The sequence below is a fragment of the Acinetobacter sp. IK40 genome (assembly GCF_035615075.1).
Taxonomy (GTDB): Bacteria; Pseudomonadota; Gammaproteobacteria; order Pseudomonadales; family Moraxellaceae; genus Acinetobacter; species Acinetobacter courvalinii.
The window spans coordinates 164759-185614 of sequence record NZ_JANBOE010000001.1 but is presented as its reverse complement, the minus strand read 5'-3'; the positions used below and the strand labels follow the sequence as shown (position 1 = coordinate 185614).

Annotated in this window: 16 protein-coding genes and 1 pseudogene; 1 reads left to right on the top strand and 16 read right to left on the bottom strand. The window is 44.7% G+C overall.

The genetic code is table 11. The features are described from left to right. Nucleotides 1-102: 102 nt before the first annotated feature. The 11 genes from MSG93_RS00885 to MSG93_RS00835 form a co-directional block, all read right to left on the bottom strand. Entirely contained in the window at nt 103-798 is a 696-nt protein-coding gene (locus MSG93_RS00885) for a PqiC family protein (RefSeq protein ID WP_324619130.1), read from the bottom strand. Then, nucleotides 798-2456: an intermembrane transport protein PqiB gene (locus MSG93_RS00880; protein ID WP_392389963.1), complete on the bottom strand. Its 1659-nt coding sequence runs from the start codon at nt 2454-2456 to the stop codon at nt 798-800. The genes MSG93_RS00885 and MSG93_RS00880 overlap by 1 nt, the downstream gene beginning before the upstream one ends. A 36-nt stretch (nt 2457-2492) precedes the next feature. After that, nucleotides 2493-3236 (bottom strand): paraquat-inducible protein A, encoded by a 744-nt coding sequence (locus MSG93_RS00875; RefSeq protein WP_324620639.1) that lies wholly within the window; start codon nt 3234-3236, stop codon nt 2493-2495. Nucleotides 3237-3262: 26 nt separating this feature from the next. Next, on the bottom strand, nt 3263-3913 hold the full coding sequence (locus MSG93_RS00870) for a paraquat-inducible protein A (RefSeq protein ID WP_309351718.1): 651 nt from the start codon (nt 3911-3913) through the stop codon (nt 3263-3265). 261 nt (nt 3914-4174) lie between these two features. Next, nucleotides 4175-5665, bottom strand: coding sequence for an amino acid permease (locus MSG93_RS00865; RefSeq protein WP_009514674.1), 1491 nt, complete (start codon nt 5663-5665; stop codon nt 4175-4177). A gap of 169 nt (nt 5666-5834) precedes the next feature. Beyond that, nucleotides 5835-6809, bottom strand: coding sequence for a succinylglutamate desuccinylase (gene astE, locus MSG93_RS00860; protein WP_324619124.1), 975 nt, complete (start codon nt 6807-6809; stop codon nt 5835-5837). A gap of 33 nt (nt 6810-6842) precedes the next feature. Continuing rightward, on the bottom strand, nt 6843-8183 hold the full coding sequence (gene astB, locus MSG93_RS00855; protein ID WP_032871875.1) for an N-succinylarginine dihydrolase: 1341 nt from the start codon (nt 8181-8183) through the stop codon (nt 6843-6845). A 32-nt stretch (nt 8184-8215) separates the two neighbouring features. Continuing rightward, on the bottom strand, nt 8216-9685 hold the full coding sequence (gene astD / locus MSG93_RS00850; protein ID WP_324619121.1) for a succinylglutamate-semialdehyde dehydrogenase: 1470 nt from the start codon (nt 9683-9685) through the stop codon (nt 8216-8218). Next, complete coding sequence (gene astA, locus MSG93_RS00845) at nt 9685-10728, bottom strand: arginine N-succinyltransferase (RefSeq protein WP_005229222.1); 1044 nt, start codon at nt 10726-10728, stop codon at nt 9685-9687. The genes astD and astA overlap by 1 nt, the downstream gene beginning before the upstream one ends. Before the next feature lie 21 nt (nt 10729-10749). Then, complete coding sequence (locus tag MSG93_RS00840) at nt 10750-11955, bottom strand: aspartate aminotransferase family protein (protein ID WP_262765172.1); 1206 nt, start codon at nt 11953-11955, stop codon at nt 10750-10752. Between the two features lie 82 nt (nt 11956-12037). After that, nucleotides 12038-13312, bottom strand: coding sequence for a Glu/Leu/Phe/Val family dehydrogenase (locus MSG93_RS00835; protein WP_104021888.1), 1275 nt, complete (start codon nt 13310-13312; stop codon nt 12038-12040). Between the two features lie 222 nt (nt 13313-13534). Between MSG93_RS00835 and MSG93_RS00830 the strand changes: the two genes are divergently transcribed. Next, entirely contained in the window at nt 13535-13957 is a 423-nt protein-coding gene (locus MSG93_RS00830; RefSeq protein ID WP_324619115.1) for an Lrp/AsnC family transcriptional regulator, read from the top strand. 84 nt (nt 13958-14041) lie between these two features. Here the strand turns inward: MSG93_RS00830 and MSG93_RS00825 are convergent, their stop codons facing one another. The 5 genes and pseudogenes from MSG93_RS00825 to MSG93_RS00805 all read right to left on the bottom strand — a co-directional run bounded on the left by MSG93_RS00825 (nt 14042) and on the right by MSG93_RS00805 (nt 20613). Continuing rightward, nucleotides 14042-15742 (bottom strand): NAD-dependent malic enzyme, encoded by a 1701-nt coding sequence (locus MSG93_RS00825; RefSeq protein ID WP_324619113.1) that lies wholly within the window; start codon nt 15740-15742, stop codon nt 14042-14044. A gap of 300 nt (nt 15743-16042) precedes the next feature. Beyond that, on the bottom strand, nt 16043-16429 hold the full coding sequence (locus tag MSG93_RS00820; protein WP_004771163.1) for a carboxymuconolactone decarboxylase family protein: 387 nt from the start codon (nt 16427-16429) through the stop codon (nt 16043-16045). Beyond that, nucleotides 16426-17883 (bottom strand): NAD-dependent succinate-semialdehyde dehydrogenase, encoded by a 1458-nt coding sequence (locus MSG93_RS00815; RefSeq protein WP_324619109.1) that lies wholly within the window; start codon nt 17881-17883, stop codon nt 16426-16428. The genes MSG93_RS00820 and MSG93_RS00815 overlap by 4 nt, the downstream gene beginning before the upstream one ends. Before the next feature lie 133 nt (nt 17884-18016). Further along, the gene (locus tag MSG93_RS00810) at nt 18017-19186 is read right to left on the bottom strand and encodes a hypothetical protein (protein ID WP_324619107.1); all 1170 of its coding nucleotides are present in this window, start codon (nt 19184-19186) and stop codon (nt 18017-18019) included. Nucleotides 19187-19216: 30 nt separating this feature from the next. Beyond that, nucleotides 19217-20613: pseudogene (locus tag MSG93_RS00805) on the bottom strand (purine-cytosine permease family protein). Nucleotides 20614-20856 lie beyond the last annotated feature (243 nt).

Sequence of the window (20856 nt, the reverse complement as noted above, 5' to 3'; positions counted from 1 at the left end):
TTGTATAAAATAATACCCATCCTCCTGTAAAATTATGGATGCGCTTGAGCAGCAATCATTTTTCTTAGATCACTGCCACCTGGATGCATTTTTCCGGGTAGTTTAAGAACACACCGCCCCTGCTACGCTGACGGGTGCTTTGCTATCCAATGCCGCAATCGAAACAGCCATGGCATCAATCACACGACCCAGTGACGTACTTGCCGTGCTTACAATCGGTGCAATCTGGTTATTGCTGGCGCTGACAGGCTGGCTGAATGTCATGCGGCAAGCCAACTGCTGATTCTGGGTAGAATTTTGATCGATGGTGATATTCGGATCGTTACGTTTAATAATCCATGCCACCGAAACTTCAACATTCTTGGTGTTGGCAGAAGTAGTATTCACAATATCAAAATGGGAAAAGTCGGTTGCCACACGATAAGATACCTTTCCACCGATCATGCCGCTGTTATAGCGATCCACCGCGCCAAGCTTTTGCTGTAAGCCTGCCGATAAATTGTCTCTGAGCTCGGCCGCTAAGGTTGAGGTCCAGCGCTCATTATCCAGAATATTTGAACGGCCATTGATTTCCTGTATCACCAGCGGTGCGCGATTGATTCGATCCGGTAAGCCTACAGGCAAGACTTCAATCACCTTCACTTTGGAACTCGGCAAAGGCGTGACTTTATTGGCCAAGGTATAATAATTCGGCGTAGGTGATCCAGAACATGCAGCAATCAATAAAGTCGCAGCAACAATGCCCGCACCACGTATCATCTTTTGAGCAGTGAATGCTTGTTTAGATAGTGTCATCATTATTTATTGCTCTCTGCTTTTTTCCCGCGAATCAGCGATTCAGGATGTTGTTCAATATAATCGGCCATTAATTGCAAGGAAGCAGCTGCTCTGGTCATTTGCTGTAATGCCTTACGCACGTCCTGTTGCATCGGTGCATCACTGGATAGGATCGATTCACTGGATTGCATGGTTTTACGCACATCATTCAGGGTGGCCTGTAAACCAGGGGCCACTTTGCCATCCAGCTGTTTTACCAGCTTGTCAGTTGATTCGATGGTGGTATTCATATTGTTTAAGGTTTTACGCACATCCTGGCCAATCTCTTCAAGCGGGAACTTACTCACCTTATCGGCAATCTGTGACACTTGTGCCTGTAATCCACTCAGCTCTGTCGCAGTGGTGGGCACCTCGGCCCGCCCATCTGGACGCATGATTAATGCAGCAGGCTTGGCTTTTGGAAATTTATCAAATGCAATATAGTTTTGACCCGTTAACAGATTGCCGGTACGCATTTGAGCACGCCAGCCTTTTGCAATGAATTTCCTGAAAATTTCACCATCCGGATCAAGTTCTTTACCATGCGCCAAACGTGATGGATAAATCACCGCATCCACGCGCATACGCAACTGGGTATAATTCTGGTCAAACTCCACATTGATGGCTTTGACATTGCCTATTTCAATACCCATGAAATCAATCGGCGCGTCAGCACTTAAGCCACGTAACGAGTGATCAAAATACATGATAATCGGGCGCGGTTTACCATCCGGTTCTTTCATCGCCTCTTTTCGGGAGTCCGACAAACTAAAATAGCTGTGATTCGGCGCAATTGCACCTGTAGAGTTCTCTGGATAGCCAAATGCAATACCGCCCGCCACAATGCTGGCAAGAGATTGCGTGTCTAAATTAAAGCCTGAAGCATTCAGGGTGACATCGACCCCACTGGCTTGCCAGAACCGTGCATCGGTAGTCACGAACTTATCATAAGGCGATTGAATAAATGTTTGCAGTTCTACGCTTTTGCCATCATTCGCCAGCTTATATGCGGTAATTTGCCCGACATTAATTCTGCGGTAGTAGATCGGCACCCCAATATCCAGCGAACCTAAATCCTGTGCTTTCAAGAAAAAGACTTTCCCGGGAATATCTGAGGACACTACTGGAGGCACCTCAAGTCCGATAAAATTTTCCTGCTTTTCTTCAGCCTTGCCGCCATCCACACCAATATAGGCACCCGAAAGCAAGGTATCAATGCCGGAAATTCCACCTGTGCCAATACGCGGTCGTACCACCCAGAAACGTGAATCTTTGGCCGCAAAATTACTGGCATCTTTGCGTAGCTCAATTTTGGCAATGACATGGGAACGATCATCAGACAAATCAATCTGGCGCACCAGGCCAATATCCACCTGTTTATAGCGCACCGTGGTTTTCCCAGCAACTAAACCTTCAGCTGTACGAAATGACACTTGAATGGTTGGGCCAGTATCCAGCACCGCTTTGGCAGCAAGTGAAAGCGCGATTAACAGGGCGATAAAAGGAACCAGCCAGATCAGCGCAGGTCTCCAGCGGCCTTTCTTTTTTTCAGGTTCCGCGAGAACCGGATCCTGTTGAGTTAACTCGGTCAGGTTCTGTTCAGAATCTTGGCTATTGTGTGTATTTTCTGACATAGTGATCGTTCTTTTATGGGTCAAAAACAGGGTTTTACAGTTTTAACTTTTCAGTTGTTGAAGCGTGCTTGTTTTTAAATGCTCAGCCAGTGGATCATGCACCGCATTTGCCTTGAAATAATTATCCCAGATAATCCGTGGATCGAAACTCATGGAAGCAAACATGGTGAGTACCACCACCGCCCCAAAAGCCACAGCACCCGGCCCAGCCAGAATGGTGGCAAGCGACTGGATCTGGATCAGGGCAGTCAATAATGCCACCACAAATACATCAATCATGGACCAGCGTCCAATAAACTCAACAATCCGGTACAGCAATGCGCAATGTTCAGGTGAAAAATGCAGTTTTGCCGAAGACTGCATAGAAACGGCAACCAGTAAAAAAACCAGAATCAGTAATTTTAAAATCGGGATAAAGATACTGGCCATGAAAATGACCACAGACACCAGATAATCGCCATTTTGCCAAAAGTAAATGACCCCACTGATAATGGTGTCTTGCTGACGGCCCAATAATGAATCTGTGACGGTCATCGGCATTACATTGGCTGGAATATATAAAATAGCAGCTGCGATCACCAAAGCGAAGGTACGATTTAAACTTTGTGGCTTACGTACATGCAAGCGACTGTTACATCTGCAACAATGTAGATGATCTTGTGCCACCTCTTTATTCGCAGCAGCGTTGAGTAATCCACAGCAATGGCACTGGATCAAGCCAGCATCTTTTGCCCTGAGATAGTTTTTAACTTTTAAATCAGCGGCAGCAAGATGAGGCGCCATCATTCCAATTTCATCTTCGTTGTTGTTATTCATCCAAGACTCCGATCCACTTCGTCCCAGAGATCCTTGATCTTAACCGAAGCAATATAGACCAACAGTACACTTAATAAGGTAAATGCCCACAGCGCTACCCCTGGAATCACGGTCACCATCCCCACCAGTTTGACCAAAGTGACCAACACACCGATGAGAAACACCTCAACCATGCCCCAGGTCCGGAATAAAAACAGCATTCGGAGTGCTGAGGTTAAATATTTTGGTCGACGCCGAAATAGACTAATGCAAGACAGCACATAACTCAGCAATAATAGCTCGACCAAAGGCACAATAAAGGTGGTGATCAGGATCAATATCCCGACCAGCGCCCGATCGATATGAAACATGGTCCATGCTGCACCAATCAGGGTCGTTTGTGAAATATTGCCTTGCAGCTCCACAATCACGATAGGAAAACTATTGGCAATCACAAACACGATTAATGCCGTAATCACTAAAGCCAGTAGCGCGGAAAAGGACTGACCTCTACGGTACAATTCTGCACCGCAACAGGTACAGTAAGCCCGTTCACCAGATGAAAGCTCAACCCTGCGGTAAATCGCATCACATTCTTCACAACCTGCCAGTTCAGACAGTCTGACCTGCTGACCGATTGCTAAGGGCTGATTATTTTTATTCGCCATAATGCCCTGCCCATTGTAAAAATTCTTTCGTGTTTAAACGTATACCAGTTATACCTTTTCTTTTAACAATCACAACCACAGGCGATCATTGTTACACAATATATAAACATATCAGCAATTAAATTGTTTATTAAATCCAATCAGCAGATCGAAGCGTGACTGACTGCATTTCAAAACGTTGATCCATAAAAAACGGAGAGACACTAGAAAATATCTAGCAGCTCTCCGTCGATAATATAATTTTTAGATGAAACTTATAACTTAATTGATTTTGTTTTTATAAAAAATATTGTAGCTGGCATAACAGGCAATAATGAACAGGATACAGCAGACAAAACCGACCTGCATCGAAGGATCTGTCACCATACTGATACAGGTGATCACACAGAATAAACCGCCCAAAATCGGAGTTAACGGAAACAACGGTGCAGCAAACTTCAGGTCCTTGACGGTTTTACCTGATTTGATCCATTGTCTGCGGAAGTTAAATTGACACACACAAATCGAAATCCACACCACCACCATGGTGAAAGCAGCAACACCAAGTAAGTTCTTGAAAATCGTTTCAGGGGCAAAATGTTCTGACAATAAACCTGGAATTGCGCCAAACATGGTGACAATAATCGCAATAATCGGTGTGCCTGAACGGGTCAGTTTTGAAAATACTTTTGGCAACTGATTCTTGGCAGACAATGACCACATCATGCGTGAAGCTGCAAATAACCCCGAGTTTGCAGCCGATAAAAGCGCAGTAATGATCACAAAGCGGATAATGTCTTCTGCATATGGAATGCCGATGTAGTTAAAGACCGTAACAAATGGGCTATTGCTGACGCTGTTGGCATTTAAGCCTGCCATTTCATAAGGCAATAATGCACAGATCACCACAATGGTTCCGACAAAGAAAATCAATAAACGCCAGATGGCCGCATTGATGGCTTTTGGTACGGTTTTGGCTGGCTCTTCTGCCTCACCTGCCGCAACGCCGATCAGTTCCGTGCCTGAGAAGGCAAAATTTACAATCAGCATGGTCGCAAAAATCGGGAAAATCCCATTCGGGAACCAGCCATGTTCGGTCAATTTACTAAACAAGGGTGCTGACTCATGCCCATGATAGGAAATCAGGCCAAAAATTGCCGCTAAGCCCAAGCCAATAAAACAGATAATGGTCAAGACCTTGACCAAAGATAACCAGAATTCGGATTCCGCAAATAGCCGCGTAGAGCTGACATTCAGGGTAAATACCAGCCCTGCAAATAATAAGGTCCACGTCCACATGGAAATAGAAGGAAACCACTCCTGCATCAGTAAGGCCGCAGCGGTAAATTCGGTGCCTAGCGTTGCCGTCCAGGTCAGCCAGTACAACCAGGTAATCATATAGCCCGTTCCTGGGCCAATATAGGTTCTGGCATACTCACCAAACGAACCTGAAACCGGCATCTGTACCGCCAACTCGCCCAAACACAGCATCACCATGTAAGCAATCACGCCACCCAGCAGGTAAGAAAAAATCGCGCCCACGGGACCCGCCTGAGAAATCACGTCACCCGAGCCTAAAAATAATCCGGTTCCGATTGCACCACCCAATGAAATCATCACCAGATGACGCTTGGTCATGGCACGTTTCAATGGTTTGCCGACTTCAATCTCTGCGCTAGAAGACCCCGCTAAACTGGCGACATCCTGCTGTGGTACATATTGTCCACTCAGGGCCTGGCCTGATGGAAATGTCTTTTCGTTATTGTTACTCATACATGGTCACTCCAACTGTATTCTTATGACAACCTGTCCTTGCTTTTGATTCATAAAAACGAATATCTAGATGATATTGCTTGAGGCGTTTTGTTCTACTGAACATCCATATTCAAACTCCATGTATTACTATTCCATAACGGCATCTAGCCACTGCACTGGCGAGGTCTTATTTGATTTCTTTTAATATCAACCCAGCCCGAAGCCCTGTTTTCACATTCGGGTTCGGGAATAAAATCCAGACTTGCTGATCATGCGCAATATAGGCCCCGGCTTGCTGTGTTGCAATCTCTTCACCTTGCTGGAAGGTAGAAAAATTCGGCGCATCCGCGCTCAGATTCAGCTGAAAATCTTCACTTTGCTTTAAAATGGAATCCACCACCTTAAACTGGCGAACGGCGGATTTTTGTCTGACCGGTAAAGGCTGCTCTGCAAGTACAGCACGCAGCATCTGGTCAGTACTGGCAAATTCGGCCAGATTATTTTCACCAAATGGCTTGGCCTTGCCTAATTCCAAAGTACTGCTGGCGGCCTGAAAACGTTCAGTGCTGAAATGGGTGAAGGTTTTTCCAGCCGCATTGTGATAGACCAAAGCATCCAGATTCGCAGCATTTAAGCTTTGAATCAGGAAGTCATCATAAGGCTGTGTCTGATACGGAAATAAGGCAAATACGGGCAATAACGAAGCGCGAATAGCGGTATGCAAATCATAGTGATAACGTTGCGTAGCAAGTTGATCCTGTTCAAAGAATGCTGCTACCGCCTGCTCCAATTGTGCAGCACGTCCAGTTTCCTGATCCTGAGTTAAATTCTGATATCCACCGCAGAACATGCGATTCATATCATTTTCAAGATAACGAACCCCTTGTCGGATTGCAGCCGGATTGCCCAATACGAAAAGCACACGAACCGCCAAAGCCAGCTGACCGGCAAACACATCCTGAATGATCTGTGCCAGCAGTTCGATCGGTGCAGTTTCATTGCCATGAATACCGGCAGAAAGTACGATGGTTTTTCGATAAGCCGTTTTTGGCGTACATTGCAATAGCCCTTCACCAAGCCATTGCCATGAAAATCCAGCCGTTTCACCTTGTGTTTGCTCAGGTGGCTGTTGCGCCAAAGTCAATGCGAGTAGATCAACCATGTACTTTCATCCTTAAAAGCCGTTATTAAATATTTATCTCTGGAAGTGATAAACCGAACCTAAACCCAGAATCTTGGTGAGTTCATCCAGTGCAGTACGACTCTCGATCAATAAATTTGGATCGGCCAAATCATCCTGGGTTAACTCGTCACGATAATGCTGATCGACCCACTGATTCAGGGTTTTGAACAATGCATCATTCATAAACAGGTTTGGATTCACCGCAGCAAGTTCCGCGTCATTCACCGCCACACGCAAACGCAAACATGCAGGGCCACCGCCATTACGCATACTTTCACGCAAATCAAACACCTTGATGTCATCAATAGGCGTACCCATTTGAATCATGTCACTCAAATAGTCCCACACGGCTTTGTTCTGGCGTGATTCTTCGGGTACCACAATGCTCATGCCACCATCTGCACGGGTCAGAATCTGGCTATTGAACAAGTAAGTCGATACTGCATCATCCACACTCACCCTATTTTCCGGCACTTCAATCGAGATAAAGTCTTGCCCGATCCCCGCCATTTTTTCACGGATTTCATGCAAGGCATCTGCCTGATTTAAAAAGGCCTGCTGATGATGGAACAAGACCTGTTGATTACTCACCGCAATCACATCGTTATGGAATACGCCTTGATCAATCACATCTGGGTTTTGCTGAATGAACACCGTGCGTTTCGCATCTAGACGATGTAAACGCGCAATCGCTTCACTCGCCTCACGGGTTTGACGTGCAGGGAATTTCTGCGGTGCAACGGTTCCACCGAGCTGTTGCTGACCATAAACAAAGACCTGTACACCGGCCTGATCATAAGCACCACCAAGGCGGTTATGATTGGCTGCACCTTCATCACCGAACAGTGCTGCTTCAGGCAATGCTTCATGATGCGCGAAATATACATCATTGTTGAACATTGCTTGCAGAATACGTGTGGTCGTATGATGCTCAATTGATCGATGGAACTTATTATTCAAGTTTGCCGCAGTAAAATGCATGCGACCATCCGCGCTATCTGCCGATGGCGACACCGTACATGAATTCGCCGTCCACATCGATGATGCTGAACTGAGCGATGATAACAATGCTGGCGCAGTGCGCATGGCTTGGGTAATCACGTCAATATCACTGCCGGTAAAACCCAACCGGCGCAGCGTTGGCACATGCGGACGCTCTTGTGGGGCAAACACGCCTTGCTTGAGTCCCAAATCCGCAAGCGCTTTCATTTTCTTCAAGCCTTGCTTTGCAGCCAATTTCGGATTGGATGCATTATTCCGGTTTTTAGTCGATGCGACATTACCATACGATAAACCCGCATAATGATGGGTCGGTCCCACTAAACCATCAAAATTAATTTCATAACCTGACATTTTTTTCTCCCTGTGTCCCGATACAAGCCGACTTAAAGCACAATGCCCGGTGATAATTTTGAAGGTAAAGTAACGCTGTCACTTTCCAGTGATGCCATTGGCCATGCACTATAGTCCGCTGCATAGAAGGCACTGGCACGGTGATTACCCGATGCGCCCACCCCACCAAATGGTGCCGCACTTGATGCACCTGTTAATGGCTTGTTCCAGTTCACAATCCCTGCCCGTGCTTCAATCAATACACGATCAAATAAATCACGGTCAGGTGACACCAGACCCACGGCCAAACCAAAGCGGGTGTTATTGGCAATATTTAAGGCTTCATCAAAACCGTGATAACGATAAATCGTGGTCAATGGACCAAAGTATTCCTCATCAGGGATATCGGTCACTTGGGTAAGGTCTAAAATACCCGCCGTAAGCAATGAACTGTCTGCTTGTGGACGCGTCATTTCCAACAATGCTTTTGCACCCAAAGCAATCAGTTTGCTTTGTGCTGCCAACATCTGTTCCGCGGCATGTGCAGAGATGACACCGCCCATAAACGGTTGTGGTTCTGCATTCCATTCCCCAACCACCAGGTTTTTAGCGACTTCAACAAAACGTTGTATGAAGGCATCCCCATTGGCACCCTGTTTAACGATAATACGGCGTGCACAGGTACAACGTTGTCCCGCAGAAACGAAAGCAGACTGGATAGCTAAATTCACCACCGCATCAATATCGGTTGCTTCATCAATGATCAGGGCATTATTGCCGCCCATTTCCAAGGCGAGAATTTTTTCAGGCGCACCCGCCATTTGTTTATGCAAGTGATAACCCGTATTGGCACTGCCCGTGAACAGCAAACCGTCAATCTGTTCAGCCGCAGCAAGTGCTTCACCGGTGCTGCGTCCGCCTTGTACGATATTCAGTACACCTTTGGGTAAACCGGCCTGTTGCCATAATTTTGCAGTTTCTTCCGCAGTCCAAGGCGTGAGTTCACTTGGCTTAAATACCACGGTATTACCCGCAATCAATGCAGGAACAATATGGCCATTCGGTAAGTGACCCGGGAAGTTATAGGGACCAAATACAGCTAGAACACCATGAGGACGATGACGTAATGACGCCACGCCATCTGGCATTTCAGTTTCGCTGAATCCTGTACGTTGATGATAAGCACGAATCGAAATCGCCACTTTACCGATCATCGACTGTACTTCAGTCAAGGTTTCCCAAAGCGGTTTGCTGGTTTCCTGACTAATCACTTCAGCCAACTGGGTTTTATTTTGTTCCAATAAGCCCGCAAAGCGCTCAATAATTGCAATACGTTCTTCTAGTGCTAAGCGTGCCCAAGCTGGAAATGCCTGACGTGCGGCATGGCATGCCTGTTCGACATCGGCCTGACTGGCTTCATGCCCCGACCAAATTTGCTGATTGCTGACCGGATTGGTTTTTTGAAATGCGGTTCCTTGTCCTTGTACCCAAGCACCATCAATTAATAATGCACCTTGTGACATTAGTTGTTCTCCATTTTTTCTAATGCTAAAACCCGTACTTCATCGTGTTCAGCAATATTCAGTGCCTGTGCTTGTGCTGCAGTTAAATGCAAAGTCTCGCTGTCATCGACTTTGTTATTGATCAGCAGCACGGCGTAATCTTTATATTGGTCATTGGCAACCAGAAAATGCGTCTCGGTACTTTCGACCTGCTCAGTGAGTCTGACTTTAAGCAACCGACTTTCTTTCACCGCCCGTAACTCGGCCGTATTGGCTTCCAGTGTGGGCCCCGCATCAAAAATATCGACATGACCCTGATATTTCAGACCTTCAGACATCAACACTTTGGCTGCTGGCAGCGTATGTGGATGCACTTCTGCAATCACCTCACGTGCCTCTGAAGACAACAAGTCAACATAGACTGGAAATCTCGGCATCAACTCCGCGATAAAGGCTTTTTGCCCGACACCGCTGAGATAATCCGCTGCGGCAAAATCCATATTGAAAAACAGATAGCCGAGTGAATCCCAAAAGGGTGACCGCCCATTCTGGTCGGAAAAACCACGCATTTCTGCAATCAGTCGCTCTTCAAAAAAAGAACGGAAAGCTGCAATAAACAGAAAACGGACCTTGGATAAAAATTTACCGTTCTGGTTTTTACGATATTCAGGATCAAGGAATAAGGTGCAGAGTTCACTGCAACCCGTATGGTCATTGCTTAAAAACAATGTATCCAGGGTCTTATACACATTTAAGGCTTTAGACGCATGCACCTGTTTTGCCACACGAAAGTTGTAAAAGGGTTCATTGAGCCCGACTGCAACTTCAATTGCACTCACACCCACAATTTTGCGAATGCTGGTGTCTTCCAGTACAAATAGATAACTTGCCTCACACTTTTCGGTCAGACCCGCTAAAGTACGCGTGGTGCGTGTAATACGTTCAGCCAGAATGTCTCTATTTTGTGGTAAGGAGGTCAGGCCAATGCCTGACTCCCCCGCTCGTTGCGCTAAACGATAAATATCATCTAAGTCCCGATGCGCTGCATGTCTAACAATCATCATGGTTAGATGCTCACAGCAGACTTAGAGGCGTGCTAATGCACGAACAAAACGGTTTAGACCTTCATCAATATCCTGTTGAGGAATGATCAATGATGGTGTGAAACGAACCACATCAGCCCCTGCAACCAAAGCCAATAAACCTTCTTCACCCGCTAAGGTCACAATATTTTTGGCTTTACCGGCATGTTCATCTTTCAGCACGCAGCCAATTAATAAACCTTGACCGCGAATCTCTTTGAACAGGCCATATTGCGCATTGATTTTATTTAAGGCTTCAATGAAATATTGATGACGTTGTTTTACGCCTTCTAACACTTCTGGTGTATTGATAAATTCAAATACCGCACCCGCCACCGCACAGGCCAATGGGTTGCCGCCATAGGTGGTACCGTGATCACCCACGGCATACATGTTGGCATAATGATCTGTAGTGATCATGGCACCAATCGGGAAACCACCGCCCAATGCTTTTGCTGTGGTCAAAATGTCAGGCGTTACGCCCGTATTCATATAAGCATAAAGCGAACCGGTACGGCCGACACCGGTTTGTACTTCATCAAAAATCAGTACCGCACCTTTTTCATCACATAGCGCGCGTAAGCCTTTCAGGAATTCGATATCTGCTGGTAGCACACCACCTTCACCCTGAATCGGTTCAACAATCACGGCACAGGTATTTTCAGTGATCGCGGCTTTGGCTGCTTCAAGGTCATTAAATGCCGTATGTTCAATACCACCTGGTAATGGTGCAAAGTCTTGAGAATATTTTGGCTGACCACCCGCCGTTACGGTAAATAAAGTACGACCGTGGAAGGCGTTTTTAAACGCAACAATCTGGTTCTTGTTTGCATTACCGCTGAGCAAACCAACTTTACGTGCCAGCTTCAACGCCGCTTCATTGGCTTCTGCACCTGAGTTACAGAAAAAGACTTTGTCGGCAAAGGTACTGTCAACCAGTTGCTTTGCAAGGCGTAACACTGGCTCGTTGGTATAACCATTGCCAATATGCCACAACTTTTGCGCTTGTTCAGTTAAGGCATTTACTGCCACAGGATGTGCATGACCCAAAGCGTTTACCGCGATCCCGCCTGCGAAATCAATATATTCTTTATCGTTTTGATCCCAAAGACGAGAACCTTCACCACGTACTAAAATGAAATTTGCCGGGGCAAAAACTGGCACCATCCAATCATTAAAATTGCTACGTGTAATTGCGACTTCGCTCATTTTATTTACTCACTTCCTGTTTTAATCTTCAGGCCTGTTGAATGCTCAACAAGCCCTTTACGCTTATTGTTTGAGGGACTGATTAGCCCGGAAAAATCCCGCGTTCTTTACGTGCTTTCAGAATACGTTCACACGCCAGAATATAAGCTGCGGTACGCAAGCTGCATTCTTTCTGTGCGGCGGTATTCCAGACATCCGCAATGGCCTGGATCATTAATTTGTCCAGACGTTCATTGATCTCGTCTTCGCTCCAGAAGTAGCTCGCCATATCCTGAACCCATTCAAAATAACTGACGGTTACACCACCCGCATTACAGATTACATCTGGAACAACGGTAATATTACGGCTCACGAAAACATCATCGGCTTCTGGATAAGTCGGACCATTGGCGCCTTCAAGCACGATTTTGGCTTTGAGTTTTTGTGCACGTTCAACCGTGATCTGGCCTTCCAATGCTGCTGGAATTAGAATATCCATATCAACTGTCCAGAATTCTTCATCCGAAATCACAGTTGAATCGGCAAAGCCCTTTACGCCACCCGTTTCCACCACATGTTTTTGCAGGGCTTTCACATCCAAGCCTTCTGCATTGAAGATGGTGCCGGTATGGTCTTGTACCGTAACAATTTTTGCGCCGGCATGACTGAACAGATAAGCCGCTTCATTACCTACGTTACCAAAGCCTTGCACAGCCACTTTACTGCCTTCAACCGGTAACTTGATGCGTTCTGCCACCTGCATACCGGTTACGAATACACCGCGGCCTGTGGCACGAACACGGCCCAGCGAACCGCCTAAATGAACTGGTTTTCCTGTAACCACACCTGTAACCGTATGGCCTTTGATACTTGAATAAGTGTCCATCATCCAGCCCATAATGTTGGCATTGGTACCGACATCTGGCGCAGGAATATCAATTTGTGGACCGATAATTGGGCTGATTTCACTGGTAAAACGGCGGGTTAAACGCTCGAGTTCACGTGTCGACAATTCTTTTGGATTCACACGGATACCGCCTTTCGCGCCACCGAATGGCAGATTTAAAACGGCAGTTTTAATGGTCATCCATGCAGACAATGCCATGACTTCATTTAATTCAACATCTTGGTGATAACGAATACCGCCTTTACCCGGCCCACGTGACAAATTGTGCTGTACACGATAGCCTTCAAAATGACGGATTGAACCATCGTCCATCACGATTGGAACATCAACAATCAAGGTACGTTTTGGGGTTTTCAGTGTGTTGATAAAGTTGCTGAGGTCGGCATCCAGATAAGGAGCTACCCGATCAACTTGAGTGAGAAAGGTTTGCCAAGCACTACCGTTTTGAGCCGCATATGATAAAGACATCATCTATTCCTTAATTAATCATTTGTCCCTGTTATTCACAGATTCCCTTTTTTTCAGGGCGTCCTACCCCATCCTCCCTAATCGGCATTGTGCTTCTTTTCACTGAATCAAAAATGCTTGGGGTTTTGTATAAGATTATTATTAAGAATCAAATTGATTCACAAAATTCGTTATAATGATTAAAATGAATTATTTTTTATCAATTTGCTAATAGTAAATATCAAAATGAACAATATCGATCATATTATATTAGGATTACTCAAAGACAATGCACGGATGTCCATTACCGATCTGGCGGCCAAAACACGGGTGTCACGCGCAACCGTACAGAAACGAATTGAATATATGGAATCGACTGGCGTTATTACTGGTTACACGGTGCGCTTCCGCCCCAGTGCAGAGAAGAATATCATTCGGGCATGGATGAATATTATGGTGGAAGGGACCAAAGCCCAAGCCGTGATCCGCGAATTGCGTCTCGAATCTGCGGTAGAACGGCTGCATACCACCAATGGCAAATGGGATATTCTGGTCGAACTACAATCTGACAGTCTGGAAAATTTTGATAAGGCTTTGGAGATAATCCGAAATATTTCAGGTATTTACAATAGCGAAACCAGTATTTTACTGTCGACCTATAAAACCTGATCAGACTAAAAGTCAAAGATTGCCGACATCAATAGGGGCGCACAATCGAAATGATCATGCGCCCTTTAAAAAATCATTTATCGCTTATGCAGTGACACGACGGTAACTGCGATATTCTGGTGTCCAGAAATTATCATCAATCACTGTTTTCAACACATCATTACTCATCGGAACAGCCAAGCCATCCGCCATTGCCGCTTTTGCCACTTTAAAGGCAATAAACTTGGACACTTGCTGAATATCATTAATATTCGGCAATAAGTCCGCTGCCGGGTTTTTCAGGCGTGGCGAACAATCTGCCAAAGCCGTGCTAGCAGCCATCAGCATAGAGTCACTGATATGCGTTGCGCCACATGCAATGACACCCAAACCAATTCCCGGGAAGATATAGGAGTTATTACATTGTGCAATGCTATAGGCCTTGCCCTGATAATAAACAGGCGCAAATGGACTACCTGTCGCAACAATCGCCGCGCCATCTGTCCATTCGATAATATCTTTAGGTTGTGCTTCCACTTGTGAAGTCGGGTTCGACAGTGGCAGAACGATCGGATGCTTATAGTATTTTGCTAAGGTTTTGATCACTTCTTCACTGAACAAGCCCGCCTGACCAGAAACACCAATCAGGATACTCGGTTTGACATTTTTCACTACATCCAGTAAACCGACATATTCACCGGTATATTCCCAGTCACTGATGGCACTGGTTGGTGTCGCCAGCTTTTGCTGGAAATCGAGTAAATTTAGCTGTTGGTCAGTCATCAGACCAAAACGATCCACCATAAAGATACGTGAACGTGCTTCATGATCACTTAGCCCTTCATCCATCATTTGACGAACGATCTGCTCTGCGATACCGCAACCTGCCGAACCGGCACCAACAAAAGTAATGGTTTGGTCTTTAAGCTGCTTGCCTTGTGAACGAGATGCCGCAATCAGGGTTGCCGCTGTTACAGCAGCCGTGCCTTGAATATCATCATTAAAACAGCAGATCTTGTCTCGATACTGGGTTAATAACGGCATGGCATTCATTTGCGCAAAGTCTTCAAACTGGATCAGTACATCTGGCCAGCGCTGACGCACTGCTGTAATAATCTGCTCAACGAATTCATAGTATTGCTCACCACGAATACGGGGTTGTTTCCAGCCCATATAGATTGGATCGTTTAGCAATTCTTCGTTGTTGGTTCCGACATCAATGGTAATCGGCAAGGTATAGGCAGGACTGATCCCCCCACATGCGGTATACAGTGATAATTTACCGATGGGAATCCCCATACCGCCAATGCCCTGATCGCCTAGTCCCAGAATGCGTTCGCCGTCGGTAATCACGATGACTTTGACATTTTTCTTATTCACGTTGTGAATAATCTGGTCAATGTACTTACGTTCTGGATAAGAAATGAAGATACCACGATGACGACGATAAATATCCGAGAAACGCTGGCAGGCTTCGCCTACCGTCGGGGTATAGATAATTGGTAGCATTTCATCCAAATGCTGACTCAATAGGCTATAGAACAGGGTTTCATTGGTGTCTTGGATATTTCGTAAATAAATATGCTTATTTAGGTCACTGTCAAATGAAAGGTACTGTTGATAAGAGCGTTGTGTTTGCTCTTCAATGTTTTCAATATTGTATGGAACCAGACCATGTAAATTAAAATTTTCTCTTTCTTCTTCAGAGAAAGCAGAGCCTTTATTTAACAGCGGAAGTTCTAAAAGAGCATTCCCAGCATAGGGAATATATAAAGGTTTTTTGATTTTACTCGGGTTCGCAGGCATACCTTACTCTTGAGATTATCCGTCAAATATATAAAATTTCGTTGCTTAAATTCTTATGCAAAAAGAATTCTGGCGAAGTGAATAATTTACACTAATCCGCCCTCGAAACCGAATAATCTGACGGTATGTAAAGTGATTCAACATTTAGGAAATAAATAGTACTCGCTAATAATGCACATTTGTAGTCCATCTATGGCGATATTTTGTAGGTTTTTTATATAGATAGATAATTTATAAACAAATATTTTATACAGACCTCATTTCAATCAGGATCTGAGGCCTGCTTGCTCAACAAAAATTTTAGTTATTTTCTTGTTCAAATTCCTGAATCGCTTCTTTGGCAATCCGGAAACTGTCTACTGCAGCAGGCACGCCACAATAGATTGCAACCTGTAGTAGCACTTCACGGATCTTTTCTTTCGGCACGCCATTTCGTAGCGCACCTTTGACATGAAGTTTAAGTTCATGCGGACGGTTGAGCGCAGAGATCATAGCCAGATTGATCATGCTACGTTCTGGCTTGCTGAGCTCCTCACGTCCCCAAACAGCACCCCAACAATACTCGGTTACCAATTCCTGTAAAGGTAGATTAAAGTCATCTGCATTGTTGATTGAATTATTGACGTAACTTTCTCCAAGCACCTGTTTACGGATTGCTAAACCTTTTTCAAACTTTTCATTGCTCATGGATTCAATCCTCCAAATAAGGTGTATTTGATTTCAAGATAATCTTCGATGCCGTATTTTGAGCCTTCTCGGCCTAAACCTGAATGTTTAATTCCCCCAAAAGGAGCAACTTCATTGGAAATCAGGCCTTTATTAATTCCCACCATACCATATTCAAGTTGCTCGCTCATGCGCCATGCTCGTCCTAAATCCTTGGTATAACAATAAGCAGCTAGACCAAACTCCGTCGCATTCGCCATGTCTATCGCCTGCTGTTCCGTTTCAAATTTAAAAACTGCAGCTAAAGGCCCAAAGGTTTCCTGAGTTGCAACATCCATTTCCGTTGTCGCGTCGGCAATAATGGTCGGTTCATAAAAAAGTTCGCCTGCCTGATGACGCTTGCCTCCCGTAATTAAACGTCCTGCTTTGGCTAAAGCATCTGCAACATGTACTTCAACTTTTTTCACGGCATTGCTATTAATTAAAGGGCCAATTTCATTTCCAGCTTCGAGTCCATTACCAATGGCAAAAGCATTCACTTTGGCAGTTAATGCGGTAATGAAGCGTTCATAAATACCGTCCTGAACCAGAAAACGATTCACACAAACACAGGTTTGCCCAGCATTGCGATATTTGGCAATCAATGCCCCTTCAATCGCAGCGTCTAAGTCTGCATCATCAAACACAATAAACGGCGCATTGCCACCCAACTCGAGAGAAACTTTCTTCAGGGTCTGAGCTGAACGCTGGTAAAGTAATTTCCCCACGGGAGTGGAGCCAGTGAAGGTGAATTTGCGTACATCATCACTTTCAAAAATCGCATCACCAATGGTCACAGCATCACCCGTAATGACACTAAAAATTTCTGCTGGAATACCAGCCTGAATAGCAAGATCAACCAAAGCCAAAGCCGTAAAAGGTGTTTCTGGTGCAGGTTTTACAATACAAGGACATCCTGCTGCCAAAGCAGGTGCAACTTTACGGGTAATCATGGCTGCTGGAAAATTCCACGGGGTAATCGCGGCAATGACACCTATCGGCTGCTTGCTCACAATAATACGTGCATCAGGATATGGGCTTGGAATGGTATCCCCATAGACCCGCTTTGCTTCCTCTGCAAACCATTCTACAAAACTGGCAGCGTATAGGATTTCTCCTCTTGCCTCTGCTAAAGGTTTGCCCTGTTCACTGGTTAAAATAAATGCCAGCTCATCGGCATGTGCGACCATGAGATCAAACCATTTCTTTAAAATAATAGAACGATCTTTAGCTGTCTTATTTTTCCACGTTGCCCAATGCTTCACAGCAGCCTGAATTGCACGATCCGCTTCAGCTTTCCCCATATTCGGCACAGTACCAATCATTTCTTGTGTCGCAGGATTATAAATCTCTGAAGTTTGCTGGTTGTCAGCATCACACCACTGTCCAGCAATAAGCGCTTGTTGGTGGAATAATTGCATTTGTTGAAGTTGCATACACGTTATCCTGTATCGGCGTTGGAATAGGTCAACAGATAATGAAAAATCTGGAAACCACTCCATCTTGTATTATGGCATACCAAATAAATCTTGAAAAAAATTTTCGGTCGCCCGAATTTGATGACTCATCCTAAAAAGAATAGAACAATGTCAGGTTTAATAATTTGTTCCACTTCCCATCATCGCCCAGCGCCAGTGAGTCTTGAGTTCCTCCAATAAAGGGATCATTTTTACTCATGATATATTCAGCAACCAAAGAAAGCTGTTTATGGTCGATTGCGACACCCAGAATATTACGGGTCGAATCCTGTGCACCAGCCTGATCTTTGTTGTAACGGCTATGCATGAAATAAGGCGTAATATTGCCAATCTGTTTGACATCTTTAAAGGCATAGCCAATATCAGCGGTATAATACGTTGCTTTGTTGGCAACATAATATTCGCTGTCGTATGAACCCATGAGTGAAACTGCAGAGTCAAATGAGTCTTTATTGGTGACATCATTTTTCCCGCCCGTTAATGTGAGTCCCAGATTGCCATAATTAAATGTGCTAAATAATGCCCAGGCGTTACGTCTTCCTGTTTTAGACATGGTTTTATTTTCAATTTCCGAAGTCCAGTAAGAGCCGCCAACTTGGGTGCTTAAGCCAGTTAGCCCTAAAGAGATATCTTGCGTTATACGCCCCACCCACATATTTTTTTCCTGTAGATCGCTTTTACTACTGTCATTTGAGCTCACATAATTGGCCGTATAGCGTCCAGAGTCTCGCGTACTTCCTTCGTAATGACCTGCATCTGTAGCAAAATAACCGACATCAAATTGAGTCGCGCTGGGTAATTCAAAGTGGTAATTTAAACCAAGGTTATGCACATCTTCTAAACCTGCTGTGGTATTGATACTGCCATATAGGCTATTGCCCCAGAACCGTGCCGGTCCAAAAGCAATCGGTTGCATGCCTATCACCACTTGATCCGTCTGATTCAGATGATAGCCCACATAAGCATCAATCAAACTCGAAAAATCACATAGGGTATCGTATTGATAGCAACGATATTCAGCATGTCCAAATAGCTGTCCACGTGCATAGTCCAGTTTCAGCTGTGCTGCATCAAAACGTATTTTATGTTCAGAGGCTGCTTCACCAAAATCCTTGTCTTGATAATTGGCACGGACATAACCCGATATCGTCAATTTACCTGTATCGGCTGTCGCATCTCCAAAACTGATCCCCGCATAACTTGACGAGATCATGCTCAGCAAAACCGTGGTTAGGGCGAACTGCAAATCAATTTTTTTCATTTTCCAGATTCCTTTCTTATTCAGTTCCGCTTATGCATTTGCATTAAATGCAGGACGATTACACTTAATCTTTCCAAGATTAAAGGCGTAATACACCACGAAGCTCACCACCAAACCAATCACCCATGAAATATCGACATCAGGAATAATATTGGCAAATGGCCCAGTAAAGAAAGCATTGGTGAGGAAAGGAATCTGAATCACAATACCTAAGAAATAGGCGATTAAAGCTTTGGCATTGAATTTACCGTAGATGCCACCGTCCTGAGCGAAAATAGAGGCAATATCATAAGATTTCTTGTTGATGACATAGAAATCCAGCAAGTTAATCGATACCCAAGGAACCAGAATAAATAACAAGGCAAAAATGACATTGAGGAAGAAACTAATAAAGTTGCTCGAAGCCCAAAGTGCGGTAAAGGTCGCCAGAATTAAAACAATAATGGACAAACTGATACGCACATTTTTACTCGGCATCCACTGCCCCGCAAAAGTCTGAATCGAGGTGATACAAGACAGCACTGCACCATATAAATTCATGGCATTGTGTCCGATAATATTACACAGGAATAAAATCATCAGCACATAGCCAAACAGTCCTGTTCCAGATTTAACGGCTTCCATGGCATCGGTGCTTGAGCCAATACTGACTGCAACCGTTCCAAAGCTCATCGCAAACATGGTGCCAAGCGCCGCGCCTAAATAGGTATAGATAAAGGGTTTATAAATCCCGATACTTTTAGGCAAATATCTCGAATAATCTGAGGTATAAGGTGAGAAACTGATTTGCCAGACCGCACATAAACCAAACATGGCAAACCAGCCTTTCAGGTTAAACGATCCTTTGGCCAAGACCTCTGCATTAATATGCGGAATCATGATCATCAGACCGATTAACAATGAACCGTCCATAAACCAGGTACCAATCTTGTTGAACTTATGAATCAGGTGATAGCCAACAATACCGATCATGGTTGCAGCAATCGCCCCCATCACCGTCGCAGTTGCCACAGGGATCGCTGGTACAACGGTATGCAGTGTCTTGCCGGAAAGAATAATATTGGAAATAAAAAAACCGAGATAAATTAACGTGGTAAATAATACAACCAGTAACGCACCATAACGTCCAAACTGTGCACGGCTCTGGATCATTTGTGGAATACCCACCTGTGGTCCCTGCGCTGAAGTCAATGCCAGAATAGCTGCACCAAAAAAATGACCACAACAAATCGCGGCCAATGCACTAACTAGGCTTAAGTTAAAGGTTAACATGGACATTGCACCGCGGTAATCACAGCCAAAGGTGCAATATTGGTACAAAACCACAAAGTGAATAGATCCCGAACTTTTCCGTGACGTTCCGAAGGACCCACATAATCAATTGAATGACTTTCTATCGCGAAAGCATTTTTCTCATTTTGGCTCATATCCTTAATCTCTCTTTGAGGAACTCATTTCCTCAATAGCAATTCGTGAGAGTAAACGTAGGTTTCACAACCTGCCTTGCCAGTGCCATATCCGGATGACCTGACATTTATTTCTATTGTTTTCAGCTCATTATTGAGCGATAGGTATGGAAGCACGGGAAAAAAGATAAAAGAGGTCTAGTCAAGACATGAAGCATGCTCAACAAAATCTAGTTTTTCTCACCCGGCATGAGATTTATGGAA